General features: G+C 39.5%; 15 protein-coding genes. 11 read left to right on the top strand and 4 right to left on the bottom strand.

Going from position 1 to position 24,030, the window contains the following annotated elements; translation table 11 throughout:
• Positions 1-2: 2 nt before the first annotated feature.
• Positions 3-1,361: a Gfo/Idh/MocA family protein gene (locus B9A18_RS12440; protein ID WP_084289648.1), complete on the top strand. Its 1,359-nt coding sequence runs from the start codon at positions 3-5 to the stop codon at positions 1,359-1,361.
• Positions 1,362-1,506: 145 nt separating this feature from the next.
• Here the strand turns inward: B9A18_RS12440 and B9A18_RS12435 are convergent, their stop codons facing one another.
• The 4 genes from B9A18_RS12435 to B9A18_RS12420 form a co-directional block, all read right to left on the bottom strand.
• Positions 1,507-3,192, bottom strand: a complete 1,686-nt coding sequence (locus tag B9A18_RS12435; RefSeq protein WP_084289647.1) for a sodium/sugar symporter — start codon at positions 3,190-3,192, stop codon at positions 1,507-1,509.
• Positions 3,193-3,310: 118 nt separating this feature from the next.
• On the bottom strand, positions 3,311-5,257 hold the full coding sequence (locus B9A18_RS12430; protein WP_084289646.1) for a c-type cytochrome: 1,947 nt from the start codon (positions 5,255-5,257) through the stop codon (positions 3,311-3,313).
• Between the two features lie 16 nt (positions 5,258-5,273).
• Positions 5,274-6,707 carry a 3-keto-disaccharide hydrolase gene (locus B9A18_RS12425; protein ID WP_084289644.1) on the bottom strand — a complete coding sequence of 478 codons (1,434 nt, stop codon included), beginning with the start codon at positions 6,705-6,707 and terminating at the stop codon, positions 5,274-5,276.
• A 178-nt stretch (positions 6,708-6,885) separates the two neighbouring features.
• Positions 6,886-8,076, bottom strand: coding sequence for an MFS transporter (locus B9A18_RS12420; RefSeq protein ID WP_084289642.1), 1,191 nt, complete (start codon positions 8,074-8,076; stop codon positions 6,886-6,888).
• A 271-nt stretch (positions 8,077-8,347) separates the two neighbouring features.
• Here B9A18_RS12420 and B9A18_RS12415 point away from each other — a divergent pair, with 271 nt between their 5' ends.
• The 10 genes from B9A18_RS12415 to B9A18_RS12370 all read left to right on the top strand — a co-directional run bounded on the left by B9A18_RS12415 (position 8,348) and on the right by B9A18_RS12370 (position 24,023).
• Positions 8,348-9,085 (top strand): FadR/GntR family transcriptional regulator, encoded by a 738-nt coding sequence (locus B9A18_RS12415; protein ID WP_084289857.1) that lies wholly within the window; start codon positions 8,348-8,350, stop codon positions 9,083-9,085.
• 36 nt (positions 9,086-9,121) lie between these two features.
• Positions 9,122-11,257 (top strand): alginate lyase family protein, encoded by a 2,136-nt coding sequence (locus tag B9A18_RS12410; RefSeq protein ID WP_084289856.1) that lies wholly within the window; start codon positions 9,122-9,124, stop codon positions 11,255-11,257.
• 6 nt (positions 11,258-11,263) lie between these two features.
• Entirely contained in the window at positions 11,264-11,605 is a 342-nt protein-coding gene (locus tag B9A18_RS12405; protein ID WP_084289640.1) for a cupin domain-containing protein, read from the top strand.
• A gap of 18 nt (positions 11,606-11,623) precedes the next feature.
• Positions 11,624-12,505 (top strand): alpha/beta hydrolase, encoded by an 882-nt coding sequence (locus tag B9A18_RS12400; protein WP_084289638.1) that lies wholly within the window; start codon positions 11,624-11,626, stop codon positions 12,503-12,505.
• Complete coding sequence (locus tag B9A18_RS12395) at positions 12,502-13,785, top strand: MFS transporter (protein ID WP_084289636.1); 1,284 nt, start codon at positions 12,502-12,504, stop codon at positions 13,783-13,785. The genes B9A18_RS12400 and B9A18_RS12395 overlap by 4 nt, the downstream gene beginning before the upstream one ends.
• Positions 13,786-13,799: 14 nt before the next feature.
• A complete protein-coding gene (locus B9A18_RS12390; RefSeq protein WP_084289634.1) occupies positions 13,800-14,552 on the top strand; it encodes an SDR family NAD(P)-dependent oxidoreductase in 753 nt (250 codons plus the stop codon).
• Between the two features lie 161 nt (positions 14,553-14,713).
• Positions 14,714-17,761: a SusC/RagA family TonB-linked outer membrane protein gene (locus B9A18_RS12385; RefSeq protein WP_084289632.1), complete on the top strand. Its 3,048-nt coding sequence runs from the start codon at positions 14,714-14,716 to the stop codon at positions 17,759-17,761.
• 10 nt (positions 17,762-17,771) lie between these two features.
• Positions 17,772-19,166 (top strand): RagB/SusD family nutrient uptake outer membrane protein, encoded by a 1,395-nt coding sequence (locus B9A18_RS12380; protein ID WP_159452656.1) that lies wholly within the window; start codon positions 17,772-17,774, stop codon positions 19,164-19,166.
• Between the two features lie 48 nt (positions 19,167-19,214).
• On the top strand, positions 19,215-22,418 hold the full coding sequence (locus B9A18_RS12375; RefSeq protein WP_084289629.1) for a SusC/RagA family TonB-linked outer membrane protein: 3,204 nt from the start codon (positions 19,215-19,217) through the stop codon (positions 22,416-22,418).
• 3 nt (positions 22,419-22,421) lie between these two features.
• Complete coding sequence (locus tag B9A18_RS12370) at positions 22,422-24,023, top strand: RagB/SusD family nutrient uptake outer membrane protein (protein WP_235005313.1); 1,602 nt, start codon at positions 22,422-22,424, stop codon at positions 24,021-24,023.
• The last annotated feature ends 7 nt before the right edge of the window (positions 24,024-24,030 follow it).

Raw genomic sequence — 24,030 nt, 5'->3', positions numbered from 1 at the left:
TCATGTTAGATTCAAGAAGAAAATTTATCAAGCAATCTGCTATTGCAGCAGCTGGAACCTATTTAGGAACTATGGGCTTAAGTGCAAAGAGTTATGGCAACATTATCGGGGCTAACGATCGGGTAAGAGTTGGTGTGGTAGGTTTCTCCGACCGCTTTAAAGATTCACTTTTGCCATCTTTTTTAAATCATAATAAAGAACTAAATTTTGATATTGTTGCCGTATCTGATCTTTGGAGTTACCGCAGAGGTCTGGGGGTAGATCATTTAAAATCTAAATTCGGTCATGATATCACGGCATGCCGCAATAATGATGAGCTTTATAATTTAAAGGATATTGATGCTGTGATTGTCAGTACCGCTGATTTTCAGCATGCCTTCCATGCTACTGAAGCTGTAAATAACAAATGTGATGTGTATTGCGAAAAGCCTTTTGCTGAAACTATGGAAGATGCACGTATGGCTTTAAAAGCTGTTAAGGCCTCAAAACAAATTGTTCAGATTGGTTCTCAACGCAGAAGTGGTAGTAATTACAAGGCTGCTTCACAGTTTATTAAAGATGGTAAGTTTGGAGATATTACCATGGTTGAGTTGAGCTGGAATGTAAACCAACCGGGACGTTGGCGCAGACCGGATCTTGTAGCTAAACTAAAACAAGAAGATACTGACTGGAAACGCTTTTTGATTAACCGTCCTTTTGAAGAATGGGATCCTCGTAAATATCTTGAGTATCGCTTGTTCTGGCCATATTCATCGGGTATGCCTGGTCAGTGGATGTCGCACCAGATTGATACTGTACACTGGTTTACTGACTTGAAGCATCCAAGAAGTGTGGTTGCCAATGGCGGAATTTATCAATGGAAAGATGGTAGAAGAAACTGGGATACCACTACTGCAGTATTTGATTATGGTAAACCAAACGATCCGAACAATGGATTCCAGGTTGTATTTACATCAAGAATGCACAATGGTGATGAGAAGCCGGCAGAAATCTACTATTCAAATGGAGGGGAGCTGAATCTAATTACGAATATGGTTTCTCCTGTAGGTGGCCTGAATGCTAAAGCCGCTGCTGCAATGAAAATGCAGCCTAACTTATTACCTGAATTAAAGCTAACGGATATGGTTGAACAGGTTGCAGCATCGGCTAGCACGGGTGGGGATAAATTAACCTCGGCGCATATGCGTAATTGGATGGAGTGTATCAGAAGCAGACAACAAACAAATGCTCCTGTTGAAGCAGGCTATTATCATTCAATAGCAAACATCATGACCAATGCTGCAGCAAGAACCGGAAAGAAAGCTACGTTTGATGAGGCGAAACAAGAAGTGATGGTTGACGGAAAGGTATTTAAATATTAACACTTCTATTTCGCGTTGCTGAATGTATTTCGGCATCACGATTCAATATTTATTAAACAAAATGGCCGGGCTGATAATTTCAGCCCGGCCATTTTGTTTAATTTAAACTGATAACTCCTACTGTGGAGTTATCATAATTTATCTATTACCAGAAAGCAGAATAAAGTGCTACAACCATGGCAAATATGATTAATGCGCCAATAGCGAAGGAAGTTGATACCCTGAACATTTTAGGATCAATCTCCAGTCCATGTGCAACAACACCTTTCTTATTGTCGTATATACTTATGAAATACATACCAATCAAACAGATAGCAAAAACGATCGCCATTCTATCCATGAAAGGAATTTCGAATACTCCTGCGGTGTTTGCTACTGCCCATCCGTAATTGTAAAGCGGAGAAAGGTCGACCATTCCCGGAAGGAATTTAAGCAATACTGAAACGAGAAACCCTCCTACTGTTGCAAAAAGTGCAGCATTTGAAGTAGTTTTCTTCCAGAAGAAACCTAAAATGAACATAGCAAAAATACCAGGAGATACGAAACCTGTATATTCCTGAATGTACTGGAATCCTTGTTTACCTTCGCCCATTAAAGCATCACCAACGATCAAAGAAAGTACAACAGCAATCAGCATAGATACAACAACTGTAATTTTACCTACATTAACCAGGTTGCCTTCTCCGGCATTCGGATTGAATGCTTTTTTGTAAATATCCAGTGTGAATATGGTCGCAATACTGTTTGCTTTACCTGCAAGAGAGGCTACAATAGCTGCCGTTAAAGCAGCAAAAGAAAGACCTTTCAAGCCTACTGGTAATAAACCTAATAATGCAGGATAAGCCTTATTTGGATCCTGAACACCTGAAGAGGTAAGCAAGTTGTCGGCACTAATGCCAGGAATTTTTTCTTTAATAATATAATAAACAGCAATACCAGGAATAACTACAATTACAGGCATTAGCATTTTTAAGAATGCAGCAAATAAAAGCCCTGATCTGGCAACTGGCAATGATGCACCAAGTGCTCTTTGGGTGATGTATTGGTTACAGCCCCAATAGCTTAAGTTTGCAATCCACATACCCCCAATAAGCACACTTAAACCAGGTAAATCCATATAATTCGCATCGTCTTTATCGAAGATTAAGTGAAAATGTTCGGAAGCTCCATCAGTAAGGATTGAGAATCCTTTTATAATACCACCGTTGCCTGAAATAAGATTTAATGCAATATAAGTTGCTACAAGACCACCTAACACAAGGAAGAACACTTGTATTACATCGGTATAACCAATTACTTTCATACCACCCAGGGTGATTAAGATCGCAAACACAGCTAAGCCAAGAATACATGCCGTAATGTCAAGCCCTGATATACCACTAATGGCTAAAGCGCCCAGGTAAAGAATAGACATTAAGTTCACCACAATGTACAACATTAACCAGAATACAGCCATAATCATGGCTACTTTCTCATTGTAACGCTGACTTAAAAATTGCGGCATGGTGAAGATTTTATTCTTTAAGTAAACTGGCATAAAGAATATAGCCACAATGATTAGTGTTAACGCTGCCATCCATTCGTAAGCAGAGATTGCTAAGCCTAATTTGAAACCTGAGCCACTCATGCCGATCATTTGTTCCGCGGAGATATTCGAAGCAATAAGAGAAGCGCCAATGGCCCACCAGGTTAATGAACCTTCGGCCAGAAAATAATCCTTAGAGTCTGCAGTTGCTGTCTTTTTTTTATAGTAAATCCAAAATCCATAGCTGGAAACGATTAAAAAGTAGATTAGAAATACGATATAATCGTATTTGTGAAGTGTATTCATGTTATTTATATTGATTATTAGACTACTAATGTAAAAAAACATTCAGCATTACATCTCATTTGGGGGAATTAGGCCAAATATGTTAATAGAAAAGCCAAATTGGTTTATCCTTTATTTATTATTTATTTAATGAGTTGATATAAGCTGCTATTTTTAGCCCATCTGCTTTAGAAACCTGCGGCATTGGGGGCATTTCTGTTGCATACCCAGGCCAGTTCTCAGGTTTAGGGTTATGGATGAGTTGCAGGATCTTTTCGTTTGTGTATTTACGTTTGGCTATATCAGTAAATGATGGGCCAATTTGCTTCTTCGTAGGATTATGACAAGCCAAACAAGTATTATTAGCTAATAAGCCTTTTACTTCGGCATAAGTTGGTGCCTTAGCTGTAACCTTTTCTCCTGAAACACTTTTTCCTTTAACAGAACTAACCGCCTTTTTTACCCGTGCTGGTGTAACTTCAGCGACAGGATCGTTTGCCGAATTTCTGGTGCTCAGTTCATTCGCTGGTAGTTTTTCACCCGAAGGGATATTGTTTAGGGTATAATAAGCTACCGGATGAACAACAGAATAGAAGTTTTGCTTTTCGCGGATACCATCTACTTTAATCGTGTGGATATAATATTGACGTAGGTTATTTACTACGATTCTTGCTTTTAAGCCATCCGGTGATACTTTAATACCTCTGATTTTTAAGCTTTCTGTGTTTACCGGTGGTGAACCATAAACCGGATGATATTTGTAAGTGAAGCTTTCTACACTGTATGAAGCCACATCCTGTGCTGATTTTAAATCAACGGGTTTTGTAAATTCAATTTCGAATCCATCAGGCATCGCTCTTACAGCTTTCATTTCAAAAGGTATCTTATTGTTATATACCAGACGTTCCAATCCTTCATTGGCATCGCCGGCAGATCCCCATCCGCGATTGGTTTCTCCAACAAATAATGAACCGTCTTGTGCCCATGCCATTCTTAATACTCCCGAACGGAAGCCACTTCTAAACATAAACGCCGCCCCCTGTTCTTCACCATTCACTTTTTCCATAAACACCCTTGAGATGATACTCATCCCTTGATCACCAACTAAAAGTTGTCCTTCAAAAGGGCCAAAAGCACCGGCAGGGATTTTAACAGGTTCTGAAGTAGAAATACCTAAAATACCGTAAGGAAGCCAAACCGCAGGCAAACGAAGTTCGCTGAACTCTTTTTTCATATCGAATAAGGTTTTGAAATTCTCATTTACCCTATTTTCCGGTTTAATATATCTGCCATTTGCATTTTTTATCCTTCTCTCATCAACTTTAGAGTAAAAGAATTCTGAGCTTAATTTTACAGGAGAATCTTTTCTTTTAGTCCATGCTAAACTGGCAGGATGCCCCATAAAATCACCTTCATTTACTGTCCATACTCCTCCTGAACAAACCCAGTCACCCTGATTTTCGGTATAATAAAGTTGACCATCAATTACATTTAATCCAGCTGGAGAGCGCATTCCTGCAGCCCATGGCTTCATTTTACCATCTTCGGTAATGTTCATTGTCCAGCCGCGCATTGGTACACGGCTCTCTGCACGCCACCACTCTTCATCACCAAAAGCAACATTGGCTGTAACAAAGAAGGAGCCGTCCGGCGCTACCTTTGGTCCAAAGCTGTATTCGTGGTAATGTCCACTTAAAGGCCAGGCATAAATAGTTTCATAAACATCAGCCTTACCATCCATATTCTTATCAATAAGCTTAGTTAGTTCTCCTCTCTGTGCTACATAAAAGGCGTCATTTTTATAAGTTAAGCCTAATATTTCGTGCAGACCAGTAGCGAACTTACGAAAGTAAGGTCTGTTGCTCGTTGGGTTCTCAACGATATAAACATCACCACGACGGGTTGATATCCCCAGATTCCCATTAGGTAAAGTAACTAGTCCACCTACCTCAAGTACGGGACCTTCAGGTATTCTCACCTTCAGTATTTTAAAAAAATCTTCTTCTTTTGGTGTTTCCTGGGCTGAAATATTGGTGTATATAAAGCTTAAAGCCAGCATAGCCAGCATCTTTAAAGTATGTTTCATATTGTACTAAATCGAATTAGAATGAAATAAAATATTTTAACTTGCTGCCAAGCAGAATGATAAATTCTTTTCTACCATCAACATCCCTAATAATTGGCTTATCTGCTATTTCATCAAGTTCTAGATAGTACGCTTGCCCATCAATAAGATAAAGGCCTTTAGCTAATTCTTGAATAGCGTTTGCATTGGCTAACAAAACATATAAACCCGATACTGGTTTATCTATAGTAATTGTTCTGCTCAGACCTTTGCCACTATCTAATGGTTTTATAGCATCAGTAACCTGGGTGCCATAGATGTTGTACTTGAATTCAGGCATGTCTTTATCATCCATTACATAACCTTTTGTGCGGAATCCCGTACCAGTACTATCCGCTGGCCATGCGGCCTGAAGGTTGCTTAACTGCGCTAATGCAGGTCTTTGTTTAGCACTAAACGGTGTTATTGCTCCACGCGCTTTAGACGTGCCATTCCCCCTGCCATCCCACATTGGGGTTGCATCTATAAATTCACCATGCCATCCTTGTAGCAATAAGCCGTTGTCCAGGTCATAACTGTAATGTACGTCCTTCTGACTACCAACAGATATGGCATGTACAGCGCGTTGCCTAGGCGCAAAATCAACAAAGCTGCGGATCATCGTATTTGAAGTAGCGTCTATATAAATTGGGTCTGGTCCCCCATCACTTTTCTTACCATTTAGCATATCAGAAGGTAGCTTAGCTATTTTAATATTCCTGAAAGCTACAGCACCATGATCACCCTGTAAACGCAATGGTCCCAATGCAACTTCCTTCCCATTGCCTCCTCTGGTTGGTCCAAACAATTCCACATTATCGTGGATCAATACGCCATTCAATTCTGCTGTTAGTATTCTTGCATTGGCAACTTTGTTCCCAGCAGCATCAAACTGTGGTGCCTGAAATGCAATTTTTAAGTGTTGCCATAACCCGGGGGCTTTACTTGCATTTTGACGTGGCGCGTAGCCACCAAAACCTTGGTTGCCAACTGGTTTTGAATCATCCCAGCGTTCATAGATCCCGCCATTATCAGATGAGACAGACTTTTTCTTTCCCCATGAGTCAAATAACTGAATTTCATAATTACTCTGAAGGTAAACTCCTGAATTTGCCCCTTTAGCCATAAGATAATCGAGTTCAAGAATCATATTGCCATGCGAAGCAGCAGTAAACAAATCGAAGCCCTGGTTTTTCTTACTAGGTTTATTGACAAGAATTCCAGAACCCGTGACTGCATTCAATTCACCCTCTATATTAGGGTTAGCTATAACGCTGTTAGCCAATGACCAGCTTTTGCCAGGGGCTTTAAACGAGGAGAAATCATTGAGACTAATCCCCGGTTGATCGGTTATCTGCTGTGCAGATACCAGTGTTGTTCCAAACAAACATAAAAAAACAGTTGTTTTGAACTTGAAAAAGTTTAATTCCATATTGTGTGGTTGGTTTATTAAACTAATGTAATAAAATCATCTAATCTGAAAAGATTTTTCAAACAATGATTTTGTTAGATTTGAGAACCTGGATGTGAATAATGTACGTTTATTTGTGTTTTAAGACTATTTTTAGCTTAAAAAATGTTGATAAATATTATTGTACTTTTTACACTAACTAGGCTTTTTCCTCTGTATTTAAGCTGGATTTAGGCCGATAAAGAAGCTGCAGGTACGCAAGTGCCAGTAAAGTGATTCCGGTACAATAGTAAAAAGTAACGGGAATCATTCTGATGTCGTCGATAAATAACCATCCAGCCAATAATGCGCCAAGTCCAATTCCAGCTTCAAGTGCAATATACATCGTTGCCATGGCCTTCCCTCTCTGTGCAGGGTTACTCAGGTCGACCGTCCATGCGGTGACAGTTGGTGAAAGCATACCGGTTGCAATACCATACAAAGCCGAAGCAAGCATCAATTGTAGAGATGAATTGGCCAGCGCAATCCACAACATAGATGCGGCCAATAGCCCAAGTGATATTCTTAAAATGACTGTTCTGCCATGGCGGTCGGATGCCTTTCCGGCAACAAAACGAATCAGTAGAGAGGTAAGTGTAAATACCATAAAGAACAAACCTTTGTTGGAAGTTCCGAGGTGAGCACTCCAATCAGAAATAACAGTAAGTATAGCGCCATAGCTTATATAGCTTAAAAATATAATGATAACAGCTGGCATAACACGCCATTCGATGATGTCTTTTTTGTCGATTTTTAAATGGCTGCGGTTGAATTTTTGTTTATCGGGAAGTGTTTCTTTCATGTTAGCCAAAATAACGATGGACAACAGTGCGAATAATGATGAGCAGTAAAAAAGAATGTTTATACTGAAATGATCGGTAATGGTGCTCCCAATTGCTGGTCCTATGGCGAGCCCGGTACTGAAGCAAATGCCGTGAATACCCATTGCTTCACCCCATTTTCCTGCTGGAACTAAATCTGCTACATAGGCGGCTGTAGCGGTTGGCTTAAAGCCTGTAGAAAATCCATGTATCAACCTTAAAAAAAGGAAACCCACTACAGTTGTTAATAGAGGGTAAAGAAATCCACAAACAAAACAAACCAGCGAGCCTACCGCCATAACAGGTACTCTCCCAATCGTATCGGTTAATTTGCCGCTAAATGGCCTTGATATTCCAGCTGTAAGGGTAAAAAGAGCGATAATAAGTCCTTTGTACTCTGCCCCTCCCATTGCTGTTAAGTAAGCTGGTAATTCAGGGATAAGCATGTTAAAACTGGCCGAGAAAAGAAATGAGCTTAAACAAACAAGTCCAAATTGTAAGGTATAGATAGAATTAGAAGATTGATGCATTTATAGAAGGGTAACGGGAGTAGAATACTGCAAAGGTAGTAAAATTAGCCGTTCTCTTCAAGAGCTGCATTACTTCGCTGAAGAAGCGAAGAAGGCTAAGGCTCTTTCAGAAAAGGCTAATTTTACTTAATAAATCAAGCAGAACAAGTGTGTTAGCACAATGCCGGGACACTTTGAGAGCAGGCATTCATATTTTATTAAATTCTTTTTGATTATTCATTTTAATACATATATTTGGTTAACCAATAAATTGGTAGACCAAATATACAGTATGAAATCATTTATAGAAACCATCAAGTCTATTGAACTTGAATCACCGGTTGATAAGATAATTGGACAGCTAAAACAACTCATTACCAGTGGGCAGTTACAACCAGGCGATAGATTGCCTGCAGAAAGGATATTGGCTGAAAAATTTGGGGTCGGCCGAAGTTATGTTCGTGAGGCAATTCTAAAACTTGAATTTTATGGTTTACTCAGAACCAATCCACAAAGCGGAACCTATGTTGCGGGATTAAGCATTAAAGTATTAGACAATATCATTACTGATATCATCAAGTTTAATAAGGAAGATTTCAATGCACTTTTAGAAGCCAGGTATTATTTAGAACTGGATGCGGTGAAACTGGCAGCAGAAAGAAGAACAGAGCAAGATCTGATGAAACTAAAAGAAGCTATGATTGATTACGAAAACAAAGCCAACAGTAATCAGGATGCAATTGAAGAAGATATGCTTTTTCATATCGCAATTGCCAGAGCTACCAAGAACTCAGTTATCGAGTCTATGATCCTTATTTTAATACCTGATTTGATTAAAAGCATTGTAGAGAGCAAAATCTGTGGAGCTAATCGTGGTAAGCTAGCTATCGAAGAGCATAGAAACATATTCCAGGCTATAGAAAATCAGGATATAGATGCGGCAGAGAATGCAGTAGCTGCACATCTTAACGATATGTTTCAGATTAGTAAAGCAGGATATTCCGCACAAAATATTATTAATGACAACTAACTAGACGTAAACCGCTCCCATTTCTTTAAAATGAATATGAACTACTTAAAAAAGTTGGTAATGGCTATGTTTTGCCTAATGTTTGCCCTACGCATATCAGCGCAGGAACATCCGGGTATTATGCTGACCAAGAAAAATATTGAAGCGGTAAGAAAGGGAACGGATACCTATCCACTACTGAAAAAATCTTATCAGAAGGTAAAAGCTGATGCGGACAAAGCTCTGGTAGAATCTGTTAATGTACCAACACCTAAAGATGCCGGCGGTGGTGCTACGCACGAACAACATAAAAAGAACTACACCAATATGCTTAATTGTGGTGTAGCTTATCAAATTTCCGGTGATAAGAAATATGCCACTTATGTAGAAAGCATGTTGTTGAAGTATGCTGCGGATTATAATAAATGGCCATTACATCCTAAAAGAAAAGAAAATCATCAGGCTGGTAAAATCTTCTGGCAAAGTCTGAATGATTTCGTGTGGCAGGTTTATACCATACAAGGCTATGATATGGTTTACGAAGCCATTTCTCCAAAAAACAGAGAAATTATTAATGCGGGCTTATTTGAGCCCATGCTTAAATTCTTTACTGTAGATTGTAAAGAGACCTTTGATAAAATACATAATCATGGCACATGGGATATTGCTGCTGTAGGTATGACTGGGTATGTACTTAACAAACCTGAATATGTACAAATGGCAATAAAAGGCTCAGCAAAAGATGGTAAAACCGGTTATCTTGCACAAATAGATCAATTGTTCTCTCCTGATGGATACTATACTGAGGGGCCATATTATCAAAGATATGCCTTGCTCCCGTTTATTATTTTTGCTAAAGCCATCAATAACTTTCAGCCGGAGTTGAAGATTTTTGAATACCGAAACCAATTACTGGCCAAAGCGATCAACACTTCTTTACAGCTCACTTACACTGATGGTACTTTCTTCCCTATTAATGATGCAATAAAAAGTAAGACTTATGAAACTCCTGAACTGGTTTATGGTGTAGATATCGCCTATGCAGATATTAAACCTTTACCAGATTTGCTAAGTGTTGCGGAAAGACAAGCCGAGGTTGTTGTATCCGATGCAGGTTTGAAAGTGGCGGCCGATTTGTATGCTGGTATGGCCACGCCTTTTTCTTACCGCCCTCAATTGATCAAAGACGGCGCTAATGGTAAGGAAGGAGGTTTAGGTATATTGAGATACGGCAGTAATGAAGATCAACAGGTTTTACTGATAAAAGCCGCATCTCAAGGGATGGGACACGGACACTTTGATCGCCTTAACCTGCTGTACTATGATAATGGTGTAGAGATATTACCCGATTACGGCTCAGCCAGATTTATAAATATAGAATCTAAAAAAGGTGGTGATTATTTACCTGAGAATAAATCCTGGGCCAAACAAACGGTAGCGCATAATACTTTAGTAGTTGATCAAACCTCACATCATAAAGGCAACTCGGATGTGGCACAAAAAAGCTATCCTGAAGTACTGTATTTCAAAAGTGACAATAACCTGCAGGTTGTTAGCGCAGCCGAGCGAAATGCGTATCCTGGTGTAGAAATGATAAGAACTACTGCCTTGCTTAAAGTGGCTGAGTTAAAAAAGCCATTGGTTATAGATGTATTTCAGGCCTTGTCGGAAAAACCACATCAATATGATCTTCCTTTTTGGTATAAAGGCCATATTGTAGATGCTTCTTTAAAAATAAGCGGCTTTACCGATCAACTTAAACCACTTGGTGAAAATTATGGTTACCAGCATATTTGGCTAAATGCAGAACAGCTGGTTAAAGAAAAAGCAGGTTATCTAAGCATATTAAATAACAAACGCTTTTATACCATTCATTTTGCAACTGATAATGAAGTTAATTTAAAGGTATTGTCTCTTGGTGCGAACGACCCGGATATGAGCTTGGTTGAAAGTAAAGCCTTTATGTTATCGGCTCCAAAATCAAATAATCAAACGTTCTTTAATATTATAGAAACGCATGGTCGTACCAATACAGTTAGTGAAACTACTACCGGGGCATCCAGTGCCCTGAGCGACTTACGGATAATAAGCAGTGACAAAAAACAGGTTACGCTTTCATTTAAGGTGAAGCAAAAGGTTTATACCTACCAAATCAATTATCAGAACAAAGAAAACTTTATAAAACTTAATTAATTTATCATGTTACAGACTAACTTATTTCAAATAGATGAAGAAACGCCCTGGGAAGATTTGGGTAACGGGATAAATAGGCAGATATACGGCTATGACGACCAGATCATGCTGGTAAAGGCAAAATTTGAGGCGGAAGCTGTGGGGGTGCTGCATGAGCATCATCATTCACAAGTTACCTATGTTGAAAGTGGCATATTTGAAATGACTATTGGTGACAAAAAGAAGATTATTAAAAAAGGCGATGGCTTTTACGCACCTCCTCATGTTTGGCATGGTTGCGTGTGTATAGAGCCCGGAATCCTTATTGATGTCTTCTCTCCTCACCGCGAAGATTTTTTGAAAAGTTAATTTATCCTATAAAATAAGATGAAGAAGATAGTGCTAATTTGCTGGCTTTTACTAGCCGGCCAGACCCTTAGTGCCCAAGATTCGGCACAAGTAAAGAAAGTTACCTACCCTGCAGGTTTTAGTGAACAGCTCAATTTGGTATATACGCAAGTAAACAATTGGGAAGGTAAACTAGATTTATACCTACCTCCTGCCAAGAACGACCTCAGTCCTCTCATGATAAATATTCACGGTGGTGGCTGGAATAAAGGAAACAAGGAATCTCAAACAGGTTTTAATGGTTTCTTTAAAAGAGGTTATGCAGTAGCCAATATTGCTTATCGTTTAACAGGCGTTGCTACGGCTCCGGCGGCCGTTGAAGACACCCGTTGCGCTTTAATTTACCTGATAAAAAATGCTAAAAAATTTAATATCGATGTGAATAAAATTGTGATTATGGGCGGTTCTGCGGGCGGACATCTGGCTTTAATGGGTGGCCTGTTAGAGAACAACCACATTTTTGATACGAATTGCAAAGGCACAGAAAATATTAAAGTTGCAGCAATCATAGACAAGTATGGCATTACTGATGTATGGGATTGGGGTTACGGGCCGCTAAAGACAAGTAAATCAGCAACAAGCTGGTTAGGTGACAAGGCAAAAGATAAAGATTTTGCCAAATCTGTATCCCCCCTTTACCAAATTAAAAAGAGCAGTCCACCCGTATTTATTGTACATGGTGATGCAGATCCAATAGTCCCTTATGAGCAATCTGTGGCCCTTAAAGCAAAATTAGATGAGATGGGTGTGAAAAATGAGTTCATTACCGTTAAAGGCGGACAGCATGGTAAATTCAGTTCTGAAGATAACAGCATGGTAAATGCTAAGATTATGGAATTCTTGAAGGGGCTTGGTTTATGAAAGTAAAAGGATTAAGATGGTATATTATTGCGCTGATTGCTTTTGCAACCGTGATCAATTATATAGACCGTAGTGCGATTAATATCATGTGGCCTTATATCTATAAGGAGTTTGGGATTGCAGATGTAGACAATAAAAGTGCACTGGCGTTGATCACAACATTCTTTATGATTGCCTATGCCCTTGGACAAACCTTTACAGGTAAACTGATGGATGCTGTAGGTACCAGATTAGGGATGACAATATCCATTATTGGATGGAGTGTTTCTATTGCGTTACATTCATTGGCACAGTCGTTAATGTCCTTCAACATCTTTAGGTTCCTGCTTGGGTTTTCTGAAGCAGGTAACTGGCCCGGTGCGACCAAAAGTAATGCAGAATGGTTTCCAGCAAAAGAAAGAGCCATAGCACAAGGTATCTTTGGCGCAGGTGCCTCCTTGGGTTCAGTCGTCTCTGCCCCAATAATTGCATTGCTTTACATTGCGTTTGGCTGGAAAATGACATTTGTCTTGATTGCAGCATTAGGACTTATTTGGGTTATACCATGGTTGGTAATTAATAAAGCTGCACCTGAAAAACACCCCTGGCTTACAGAGAAAGAGCGTAATTACATATTGGATACCAATCCTGATACCAATACATCTGTGGAGGTTGCGCCAGTATTAACCTGGAAGGAACTTCTAAAATTCAGGAATACCTGGGGTATCATTATGGGAAGGTTTTTTATAGACCCCGTATGGTGGTTATTTGTAACCTGGCTTCCTACCTTTTTAAAAGAACAGTTTCTGTTCGATATTAAACAAATTGGCGCTTTTACCTGGTTGCCTTATCTCTTCGCGGCCATAGGTAGTTTAGCTGGAGGATACCATTCGTCGTGGCAAGTTAAACGTGGTGTAAACGCAGTAAAAGCGCGAAAAAATTCCATTGCATTTGGCTGTGTAGTGATGTTGATCTCGTTGGTAGCTATTGTTTACAACCTTGATGACCTTAAGGATAAACCGACACTGGCGATGATTTTGATTGGTACCACATTATTCGGATTCCAATTCCTTATCGGAAACATCCAAACCTTGCCGAGTGATTACTTCAATGGCAAAAATATAGGTACAGTAGCCGGCATGGGCGGTACAGCCGCTGTAGCTGGAACATTGCTGACTACCTGGGCGGTTCCAATTATTACAAAAACAAGCTATGTATCCTTTTTTGTTCTGGCAGCAGTGCTGGTTCCAATCACATGGGTATGTATAAAATTTATAACATCTAAAAAAGTAATTAACTAATTAATATTTTGACTATGCGTTTAAAAAATAAAGTTGCAATTGTAACTGGTGGGTCCAGAGATATCGGTAGAGCTGTTTCCTGTCAGCTTGCACAAGAAGGAGCAAAAGTTGTGATCAACTATCATAGCAATATTGCCAATGCTGAAGAAACCTTAAAACTGATTACAGATCAAGGTGGTGAGGGTATCATTGTAAAGGGTGATGTAACTAAATCTGCTGAGGTAGCACAGCTAGTAGACCAGGCAAGAGCGGCGTTTGGTGACGAAATCCATATCCTGGTAAACGTTGCAGGTGGTATGGTGGCCAGAAAACCTACGCTTGAATTAGACGAGGAATTTTGGGATGCTGTTATGGATTTAAACTTAAAAAGTGCATATCTGGTAAGTAAGGCGACTATCCCTCATATGAAATCGGGTGCCTCAATTGTAAATCTTTCTTCATTAGCAGGTAGGGATGGTGGTGGTCCCGGTGCAAGTGCTTATGCAACTGCAAAAGGTGGAATAATGACCTATACCCGATCATTGGCTAAAGAACTTGGGCCTAAAAACATCCGTGTAAATGCTGTTTTGCCAGGAATGATTGCTACTACTTTTCACGATACATTTAGCAAGCCTGAAGTAAGGGTTAATGTGGCAAATGCAACTTTATTAAAAAGAGAAGGTGAAGCCTCTGAGGTAGCTGATTTAATTGTTTATTTAGCATCTGATCAAGCCAGTTACATTACAGGAACCAACATTGACATCAATGGTGGATTAAATTTCTCTTAAAACTAAATATTTGAGGGTGTTTGAAAAGCATTGAACCACAATTTTTAAACACCCTCTAAAATATTACCTGGCAGCTCTACGCGTTAAGAACTGTTTCCTACGGTAAAAAGGGATTTTACTAAGTAGGTGTAACCTGAAACCAAATATAAATCATTACAAATATGAATTCGAAAGTTTACTTACGGAGTATTCTCCTCATTGTATTGTCCTGTTTTCTGTTTTGGAAACCAGCATTCTCTCAAACTAAACTAACTATTCAGGGTGTTGTAAAAGATGAACAAGGCGGAATATTGCCTGGTGCATCCATAACGGTACAAGGAACCAAACAAGGTACGGTCGCAAATGAAAAAGGAGCGTTTTCATTAAGCCTGGATGCTGGAAAAAACCTGATCATAAATTACTTAGGATATCAGTCGAAAACTTACGCTATTACTAAAAGCGAAACCATTACCATAAACCTACAAGCTCAGGACAATACCATGAACACTGTGGTAGTTATTGGTTATGGTACGCAGAAAAAATCTTCAGTAACGGGGTCAGTTGCTAAATTAACTAACGACAACCTGAACCAGATCCCTGTTTCAAGGGCAGATCAGGCACTAGCAGGTAAACTTGCCGGTGTTCAAATTCAAACTACTGATGCAACAGCAGGTGCAGCGCCAGTAATTAAAATTCGTGGTGCAGCATCTATTACGGCAGGTACAAACCCGCTTATTGTAATAGATGGTTATCCTGTACCTACAGATCTTTCTGCAGTCGACATGAATAACGTCGAAAGTATTGAGGTATTAAAGGATGCAGCCTCGGCAGCTATTTATGGTTCCAGAGGTGCAAATGGAGTTATCCTTATTACTTCTAAATCTGGTAAAAATGGAAAAACTGTAGTTGGCTTTAATACTTCAGCCGGATTTAAAGATGTATACAGAAGATTAGACTTCCCTACTCTTTCGCAATGGGTTGATCATGTAAAATCTGTAAACAACGGAGTTTTGTCGCCCGAAATCATCGCTGCACAACAATATGATGTACCACTTGATCCGCAGGATATTGTTTTTAGACAAGGTGCCTTTCAAAATGCGCAGGTTAATGTGAGTGGTGGAAGTAGTACCGTAAGATACTATGCATCTGGTGAAGCTTTATTTGATAAAGGAGTAATTGTAACGAACGATTATAAAAGATATGGTGGACAAGCGAATATAGATATTACCCCAAATAATAAATGGAAAATAGGTGTTAGCCTCACTCCTTCTTACACAGCACAACGTACACCTAACTATAAAATTCACGATCTGTTAAGGAGTTTTGCTACCTGGATGCCACTGTACGCTAACGAAAGCATATCGCAGGCTACTGGTTTGCCGTTAGGAAATCTGGTTCATCAACGCGCCTTTGATCCGGCTGCAAATACAAGATATAAAGGCATCAACTTGTCAGCAACAGCTAATAACAATGGTTATGCAAATTTGTACGGTATAGACAATAACACTTATACCTTTAAAACCCTTGCCAATGCAAATGTTCAATACAACTTTAGCAAGGCTTTATCATTAAAAATATCTGGAGGTGCCTTTGTTAGCAACTCGCGCAATGAGTTTTTTCAGAAGTCATGGGCAACCAGAGATCCTTTTTTACAAGGAGCTGCAGTAGCACAGGCTTCTACAAGAGGAACTTTATCTAACACTCAAACTGTCGATCTTTTGAATGAGAACATATTAAGTTATAACAAGAGTTTTGATAAGCACGATTTGAGTGTGATTGCAGGTTTTACAGCGCAATCTACCAAGCTAAGCAGCAGCAACTCTGCGGCTACAAACTTTGCTACTGATAATATTCCAACATTAAATGCAGGTACATTAAGTTCGTTAACATCTGCAGAAGAGCGCAGCACATTAGCTTCACTACTTTTCAGGGCTAACTATGCTTATGATAATAAATACCTGGTATCTATAGGTTCGCGTTGGGATGGCAGCTCTAGATTCGGTCAGGATAATCGTTGGGGATACTTCCCTTCGGCATCATTAGGCTGGCGTGTAAGTAATGAAGATTTCTATCCAGAAGGTGCTGTAGTAAACGATTTTAAAATCAGAACAAGTTATGGCGCAACGGGGAATAACAACATAGGTAACTACAGAGCTTTTGCTAACGTAAATACGGTTGGTGCTATATTAGGCGATGCCACAAGTTTAGGATTTAATTCTAGCTTCTATGATAATCCTGATTTGGGTTGGGAACGCAGTTTTAGTTTCAACGCAGGTGTGGATATGGCATTTTTAAAAAACAGATTTACTTTAACAGTAGATGCATACCGCTCTACAACCAAAGACCTTCTTTTCTTCCTTCCTATCAATACGATTACTGGAAGCAATGGTGTATGGACCAATATAGGTGAGGTACAAAATCAAGGTTTAGAGATAGAATTAGGCGCTAAAATCATCGATAAAGAAAATTTAAAATGGAGCATAAGTGCTAACGGAGCTACCAATGAAAATGAAGTTAAAGCTTTAGGCAACAGCAATTTCATAATTGGTGTAGGCGATCCTAAAAGGTTAAATTATTTCCTTGCTAAAGTTGGCGAGCCACTGGTTCAATTTTATGGATACGAGTACGATAGCGATATAGCTGTTGGTGGCACCTTCTGGCCTACCAATGTGCATTCGGACAGGATTATTGCCAGAGATATCAATAACGATGGCGTAGTAAATGAGCAAGATCGTGTAATACTAGGGCAACCAACACCAAAGTTTACCTGGGGCTTAACCAGTAGCTTTAAATACAAAGACTTTGATTTGAGTTTTGTGCTTCAGGGTTCTCAAGGTGCCAGCGTATTTAATGCTGACCCTAACTATTACGAAACGCAGTTCTCTGCAACCGGAACTTCGGCATACTTAAGTCTGCCTGCCAATTTACAAGCTAAAACCAAGTATAAAACAGAAAGTAGATATTCTATTGAGGATGCATCTTTTGTAGCCTTAAGAAACCTTAATATAGGTTATACTTTAAACGCAAAATGGTTAAGTGCAATTAAGGCTAGCAACTTAAGAATATATGCTTCGGCGGCTAATTTATGGTACAAGTTTGCCAAGGGTTACTCGAGCTACAACCCTGAGGGTGTAAACGAATATACAGACGATCCTTTAAAAAATGGCTATCAAAGAGGCTCTGCTCCGGTAACCAGAAACATCACTTTTGGTATTAATGCTAACTTTTAAACTTACTGAAATGAGACATAAAATATTAACGGCAGTAGTAATTGTATTAAGCTTTACCAGCTGTAAAAAGTTTTTAGATGAAAAGCCAATTTCAAATTTAATTGAGCAAACCTATTACCGCAATACCGAAGAAGTAGAAACAGGTGTAATTGCTTGTTACGATGGACTCCAAAAGGTATATGACATGGAGTTTAAATTAACCGAAATAAGGGCTGATAATACCTCTGGTGTTTCTTTAGAGGGTGATTGGGGCGCCATAAAGTTCTTTAGAGATGCACCTTCAAACTTCTTTGTGTTAGATTACTGGCAACGTGCATTTAATACGATTGCCCGCTGTAACCTTGTATTAAAATACATTGATAATGTAACAGATCCTGCTAAGAAGAAATACTTTGAGGGGGAAGCCAAATTTATCCGTTCCTTAATGTATTTCAATTTAATAAGGCTATACGGCGATGTTCCATTGCTTACAGCTTCTATCAAATTTGATGATTTTGAGAAATTCAAACGCATCAATAAAACAGAGATTTACGGTCAGATCAAAACAGATCTTTTAACCTCGGTGGATTATTGCCCACCATCATGGCCTACAGCACAAGTAGCACGAGTTACCAAAGGTGCTTCACAAGCCCTATTGGCAAAAGTATACCTTACCTTAAAAGAGTATGATAATGCTAAAATACAGCTTGCTCCTATTGTAGGTGCCAATTTTAAAGGCAGTACCTATCAACTTAACCCATCGTACAGTGCAATATTTAGCACTGCAACTGAAATGAGTAAAGAGATCCTGTTTGCTGTTCGCTATAAAGCAAGTGCAAATGGAGAAGGAAACTCATTCTCTTATGAATATACCAATAATGGTGATGCCCGAAATGTAAAAGCATCTGCTGCTTATCAGGCACTTTTCGAAGCCTCGGATATCAGAAAAGCGACCACATTTAATGCTGTAAACGGACTCTGTACCAAGTTTCTGGATCCAACTGCTCCTCAAAGAGATGCCGGAAACGACTTCCCTGTTATCAGGTTTGCTGATGCTTTATTGATGTATGCAGAAGCTTCTAACGAGCTGGCTGCAACACCAACAACAGACGTACTTACACCATTAAATGAGGTAAGAGCAAGAGCTGTAGCTAGTCAATATATCTTAGTCGGATTAAACACTAAAGAAGCTGCAAGAGCTGCCATATTTAAAGAAAGGAAGCTGGAGTTCGGATTTGAAAACGAAAGATGGTACGATTTGGTAAGAATGGATCAGGCGAGCACAATTACCATTCTCAATGCATATTTGGTCAATACCGGTAATCCTAATATCACGGTGCCAGCATACAGGTTAATCTTTCCAATTCCGCAAACAGAAATTGATTTGAGTAAAGGTAATCTGAAACAAAATCCTCAGTACAATTAACGATGTAAAAACACAATCAATCTAAAACCAAATTAAAACAATATAAATATGAAATTGAGCGTTTTATTGCGAAGCATTCTGCTGGTTGCAATTTCCAGCTTTCTGTTCGCTAAGTCAGGGTTTTCGCAAACCCGGGTAAAAGTCCAGGGTGTGGTTAAATCTGCACAGGGAGAAACTTTACCTGGCGCATCTGTTACCATTAAGGATTCGAAACAGGGAACAGTGACCAACAACAAAGGCGAGTTTACTATTAGTGCAGAAACAGGTAAGCTTTTACTGATAAACTACATAGGTTACCAATCGCAGGCCTATGCTGTAAAAGGTGCAGCCACTGTAACCATCACCTTACAAGAAGTAAAAAATACCATGAACGAACTTGTAGTAATTGGATACGGAACACAAAAAAAATCATCCGTAACTGGTGCTGTAAGCAAGTTAAAGAATGATAATCTTGATGAGATCCCTACTTCAAGATTAGATAATGCCTTGATTGGTAAAATTGCGGGCGTTACTATTCAGAATGTGAGTTCTGAAGTGGGTGCTGAACCGATTGTAAGAATTCGTGGTTTTAGTTCTATCAGTGCCAACTCCCAGCCATTAGTTGTAGTTGATGGTTATCCCGTGCCAGATGGCCTGTCGTTTGTCAACCCACAAGATGTAGAATCTATCGAGGTACTGAAAGACGCTGCATCCGGAGCGATATATGGCTCCAGAGCTGCAAATGGTGTAATTCTGATTACCACTAAAAGCGGTGCATCTGATAAGCCCAGATATTCGGTTAAATCGTATTACGGTTTTAAAAAGCCTTATGAGCTTAACCCAATCATGAGTATTACTGATTATACTAAAATGCTGTTTGCTGAGGCTGCTTTAAGAGAAAATGACCCCACGGTACCTGCTAACGGTAAAAACCTCATTACAGGACCAGAAAGAGCCGCTTACATCATCGAAGATCAGATTAGTGGTGTTCCAACTGATTGGCAACAAGAAGCCCTGCAAGACGCTTCCATTGCAAATATACAAATGGGGTTATCAGGTGGTAAGAAAGATTTGAGGTACTATATATCCGCGAGTGGCCAAAAAGATCAGGCTATTTTAAAATACAGCGATAATGAGCGCTTAAATGTAAAAGCTAAGATAGATGGTGCGTTAGGTAAGAAAGTAGATTTTAGTATCAATTTCAACCCATCCTATATAAAAACCCAAAGACCAGCGGTAAATTTCACAGACTATTTCAGGTTCGGATCTTTCCTGCCTGTTTATCATAATGATTTTACAGCAGCTTATGTGCACCAAAATGCACAATGGGCAGGTATTTTACCGGGGGAATTTGTACAGGCGCGTCACTTTAATGGCTTGCAATACTCTGGCACCATGCCTGATGGCAGTTTATGGACCAGCACAGGTCCTGTAGAACCATTTGCTACAAGCAACAACACTCCCCTTTCTATTGCGGCAAGAGAAACCAGGGATCAGCAAACCTACAGGATGCTGGGTAGTGGTGATATCAGCATTAAATTCTTACCTAATTTAATCTTTAAAACCTCTATTGGTGGTTATTTCTCTCAGCAAGAAAATAACACCTTTACAAAGTCAAGTGCCAGAAAAGATGGCGATGTAAACGAGGCAACAGTTTATACTAAGAACTACCTCGATCTGTTATTTGAAAATACTTTAAATTATAACCTGACCAAAGGCAACCATAGTTTTACCGGTTTGCTGGGTTTTACTACCCAACAAACAATGATCAAAGAATCAAATATGGTAGGACGCAATTTCCCTACCGACGAATTTGAAACGCTAAACCAGGCTGCTCAAATTGATCAGGCGCTAACCAGAACAATGAAAGATCGCATAGGTCTTGTTTCTTATTTAGGTCGTTTAACTTATGACTACAAAAGCAAATACCTGATGGCTGTGAGTTATCGTATGGATGGAAGCTCTTACTTTGCTAAGGGACAGAAATACGGTTCCTTCCCTGCTATATCTGCAGGTTGGGGAATAGCAAAAGAAGATTTTATGAAAAATATGACCTGGCTTAGCAACATGAAACTAAGAGCTAGTTACGGCGCTACAGGGAACAATAAAATTGAGAGTTTCGCTTTCCAAAATCTATTATATCCTGGGAACTACTCTTTTGGAGGTAGCAATGGTGATGTAAACCTGGGGCTTGCGCCAAATTCAGATGTATTGGCTAACCCAAATATTACCTGGGAACGAACTTTCGAATTCAATGCAGGACTTGATCTAGGCTTTATGAAAGACCGGTTCGGCTTAAGTTTAGAATATTATAACTCAAATACGGAAAAGCTATTATACAAAAGATCTACTCAATCATTTAGCGGCTCTTATGAATATTTTGACAACTCAGGAAGAGTGAAAAATCAAGGTATAGAGGTAGAATTAACTTCTAACAACATCAAAAATGACAAGTTTCAATGGACTACGGCCTTAAATTTTTCAGCTAACAGGAACAAGCTACTTGAACTTGGCGGAGAGCCTTTTCAGTACAATTATGGCGAGCGTAATGAAATATATGCAGCTATTGTTGGTCAGCCTGCCATCCAGTTCTTTGGCTATAAAACTGATGGTATCTGGACTTCTCAGGCGCAAATTGATGCAGCCAAAGCCAGCGGCCAAACCTCTACCCTTGCCAAATACTATGCTGCGGGTGGTTTGAAGTTTGTAGATATCAATGGCGACAATAAAATTGATGTAAACGACCGTACAACTCTTGGTACTCCTTTCCCGGATTTTACGTGGGGCATCAATAACTCATTCAAGTACAAAGGTTTCGATCTAAACATTCTTATACAAGGTGTACAAGGCGTAAGCTTAATTAATGGCGATGCCAATTACAATGAATCCAGAAGGTATAATGAGAACTTCAATAAAAACAGGTGGATAAGCGCAGCCAACCCTGGTGATGGTAAAACACCATACTATACCAATGGAGAAAACTGGTTACTTACCGATTACGTGATTGAGGATGGTTCTTATGCAGCTATCAGAAACGTAATACTAGGTTATACCCTGCCTTCTAAAATCACAAAAAAACTGGGTGTTAATGGCGTAAGAGTTTATAGCTCTGCAGATAATGTGGTTTATTTAATGGGCAGCTCTTACCGTGGTATAAATCCGGAAGCACGGACCACCTCATCACAATACTCTTCTCCACTTATTGACGGTTATCAGCGTGGTGCATTTCCAATCTCACGCACTTTCACATTTGGTATAGATGTTAATTTTTAAATCATGAAACACCTGAAAACAAATAAGATGAAAAGCTTTAAATACATAGCTGCGGGGCTATTGCTGATAATCAGCACTACCGCCTGTAATAAGATCATCGATATTGATCCCATTTCTAATATTGGGGTTAATGCTTTTTATAGAAATTACGAAGAAACCAGTGTGGCTCTTACGGGTAGTTATAACGGACTGCAAAAGCCACTGGAATTTGAATGGATGCTAACAGATTTACGTACTGACAATTCTAAACAAGGTGTAGCAAACAGTTCGGCGGCTATTAACTTCGAATTTAATGAACTGGATATGTACACCCTAAATTCTGCTCACGATAAAGTATATCAATACTGGTTAGTTACCTACAAAAACCTTCGTTCTATCAATTACGTATTAAAAAGCCTTGGTGTTAGCTACGCTGCGGGACAAACAACGCTTGGCGAGGGAACGGCTAAAATGACCCAACAGCAAAAAAATCAGCTAGCCGGAGAAGCCTTATTTTTACGTGCTTACCACTATTTTAACCTTGTAAGACTATATGGTGATGTATTTCTGATTACGGAGCCCGTTGATCCGGAGCAATCAAAAAAGATTACCCGGGCACCATTAGCAGATAGTTATAAGCTCATTTCAGCTGATTTATTGGCGGCTAAAGATCTGCTTTCACAAATGCCTTACTCATCTGCAACTGGCACTGATGCTGGCCGCGCAACTTCATGGGCCGCCAAAGCTTTGTTGGCTAAAGTGTATTTAACGACAAACCGCGCATCCGAGGCACTTCCTTTACTAGATGATGTGATCACAAACAGTGGCCACGGCTTACTACCATCTTTTTCTGATGTTTTTTCTATCAATAATGAGATGAACAAAGAAATCCTGTTTGCTGTAAGGTTTAAAGCCGGAGGTTTTGGCTTGGGTAGCTTAATGGCCAATAACTTTGCCCCAACATCTAGCGGAAGCGCTATTGTTAACGGCGATGGTAGTGGTTACAACTTTCCTACTAATGAGTTGGACCTAACCTATAAAACACCGGCAACAGGTGCCACAGATAACAGAAAAGCCGTAACCATGGCAAAATACTCTTCTAAACTGTACGTTAAAAAGTTCATCTCTCCGGTACTGGTTAAATTTGATGCTGAGAATGACTTTCCTGTACTTCGTTTTTCTGATGTGCTGTTAATGAAAGCTGAAGCGCTGGGCTTTGGAGCTACAGGTATAGCCTTGATAAATCAGGTTAGAGCAAGAGCCGGAGCTGCAGATTATAGTACGGGAGATTTTAATGCGGGCTTTTACAAGTACCCAACAGACGGAACTATCAATGCTATAACAACTTCTGCACAGTACTTAAATGCTTTATTGAACGAAAGGAGACTTGAATTTGCATTTGAAAACCAACGCTTTTTTGACCTTATACGTACTGGACAAGCCATTACGGTTATCAAAAATCACTATGCGCTTGAATTCGATTCGCATTACAAGGCCTATAGGCCCGCATTTACGCTTGCTGAATTGCAATCTAATTTAACTGCTGAAAAACTATTGCTTCCAATTCCGCAACGTGAGTTGGATGCAAACGACCAGATAAAAATTGTTCAAAACCCGGGTTACTAGCCCTAAA

The sequence above is a fragment of the Pedobacter nyackensis genome, assembly GCF_900176505.1.
Classification (GTDB): Bacteria; Bacteroidota; Bacteroidia; order Sphingobacteriales; family Sphingobacteriaceae; genus Pedobacter; species Pedobacter nyackensis.
The sequence above is the reverse complement of the archived record's forward strand: the minus strand, read 5'-3'. Positions and strand labels throughout refer to the sequence as shown.

Coding starts and splice junctions, on each gene's coding strand:
- B9A18_RS12440 (WP_084289648.1), top strand. CDS start 3: ATGTTAGATTCAAGAAGAAAATTTATCAAGCAATCTGCTATTGCAGCA.
- B9A18_RS12435 (WP_084289647.1), bottom strand. CDS start 3,192: ATGAATACACTTCACAAATACGATTATATCGTATTTCTAATCTACTTT.
- B9A18_RS12430 (WP_084289646.1), bottom strand. CDS start 5,257: ATGAAACATACTTTAAAGATGCTGGCTATGCTGGCTTTAAGCTTTATA.
- B9A18_RS12425 (WP_084289644.1), bottom strand. CDS start 6,707: ATGGAATTAAACTTTTTCAAGTTCAAAACAACTGTTTTTTTATGTTTG.
- B9A18_RS12420 (WP_084289642.1), bottom strand. CDS start 8,076: ATGCATCAATCTTCTAATTCTATCTATACCTTACAATTTGGACTTGTT.
- B9A18_RS12415 (WP_084289857.1), top strand. CDS start 8,348: ATGAAATCATTTATAGAAACCATCAAGTCTATTGAACTTGAATCACCG.
- B9A18_RS12410 (WP_084289856.1), top strand. CDS start 9,122: ATGAACTACTTAAAAAAGTTGGTAATGGCTATGTTTTGCCTAATGTTT.
- B9A18_RS12405 (WP_084289640.1), top strand. CDS start 11,264: ATGTTACAGACTAACTTATTTCAAATAGATGAAGAAACGCCCTGGGAA.
- B9A18_RS12400 (WP_084289638.1), top strand. CDS start 11,624: ATGAAGAAGATAGTGCTAATTTGCTGGCTTTTACTAGCCGGCCAGACC.
- B9A18_RS12395 (WP_084289636.1), top strand. CDS start 12,502: ATGAAAGTAAAAGGATTAAGATGGTATATTATTGCGCTGATTGCTTTT.
- B9A18_RS12390 (WP_084289634.1), top strand. CDS start 13,800: ATGCGTTTAAAAAATAAAGTTGCAATTGTAACTGGTGGGTCCAGAGAT.
- B9A18_RS12385 (WP_084289632.1), top strand. CDS start 14,714: ATGAATTCGAAAGTTTACTTACGGAGTATTCTCCTCATTGTATTGTCC.
- B9A18_RS12380 (WP_159452656.1), top strand. CDS start 17,772: ATGAGACATAAAATATTAACGGCAGTAGTAATTGTATTAAGCTTTACC.
- B9A18_RS12375 (WP_084289629.1), top strand. CDS start 19,215: ATGAAATTGAGCGTTTTATTGCGAAGCATTCTGCTGGTTGCAATTTCC.
- B9A18_RS12370 (WP_235005313.1), top strand. CDS start 22,422: ATGAAACACCTGAAAACAAATAAGATGAAAAGCTTTAAATACATAGCT.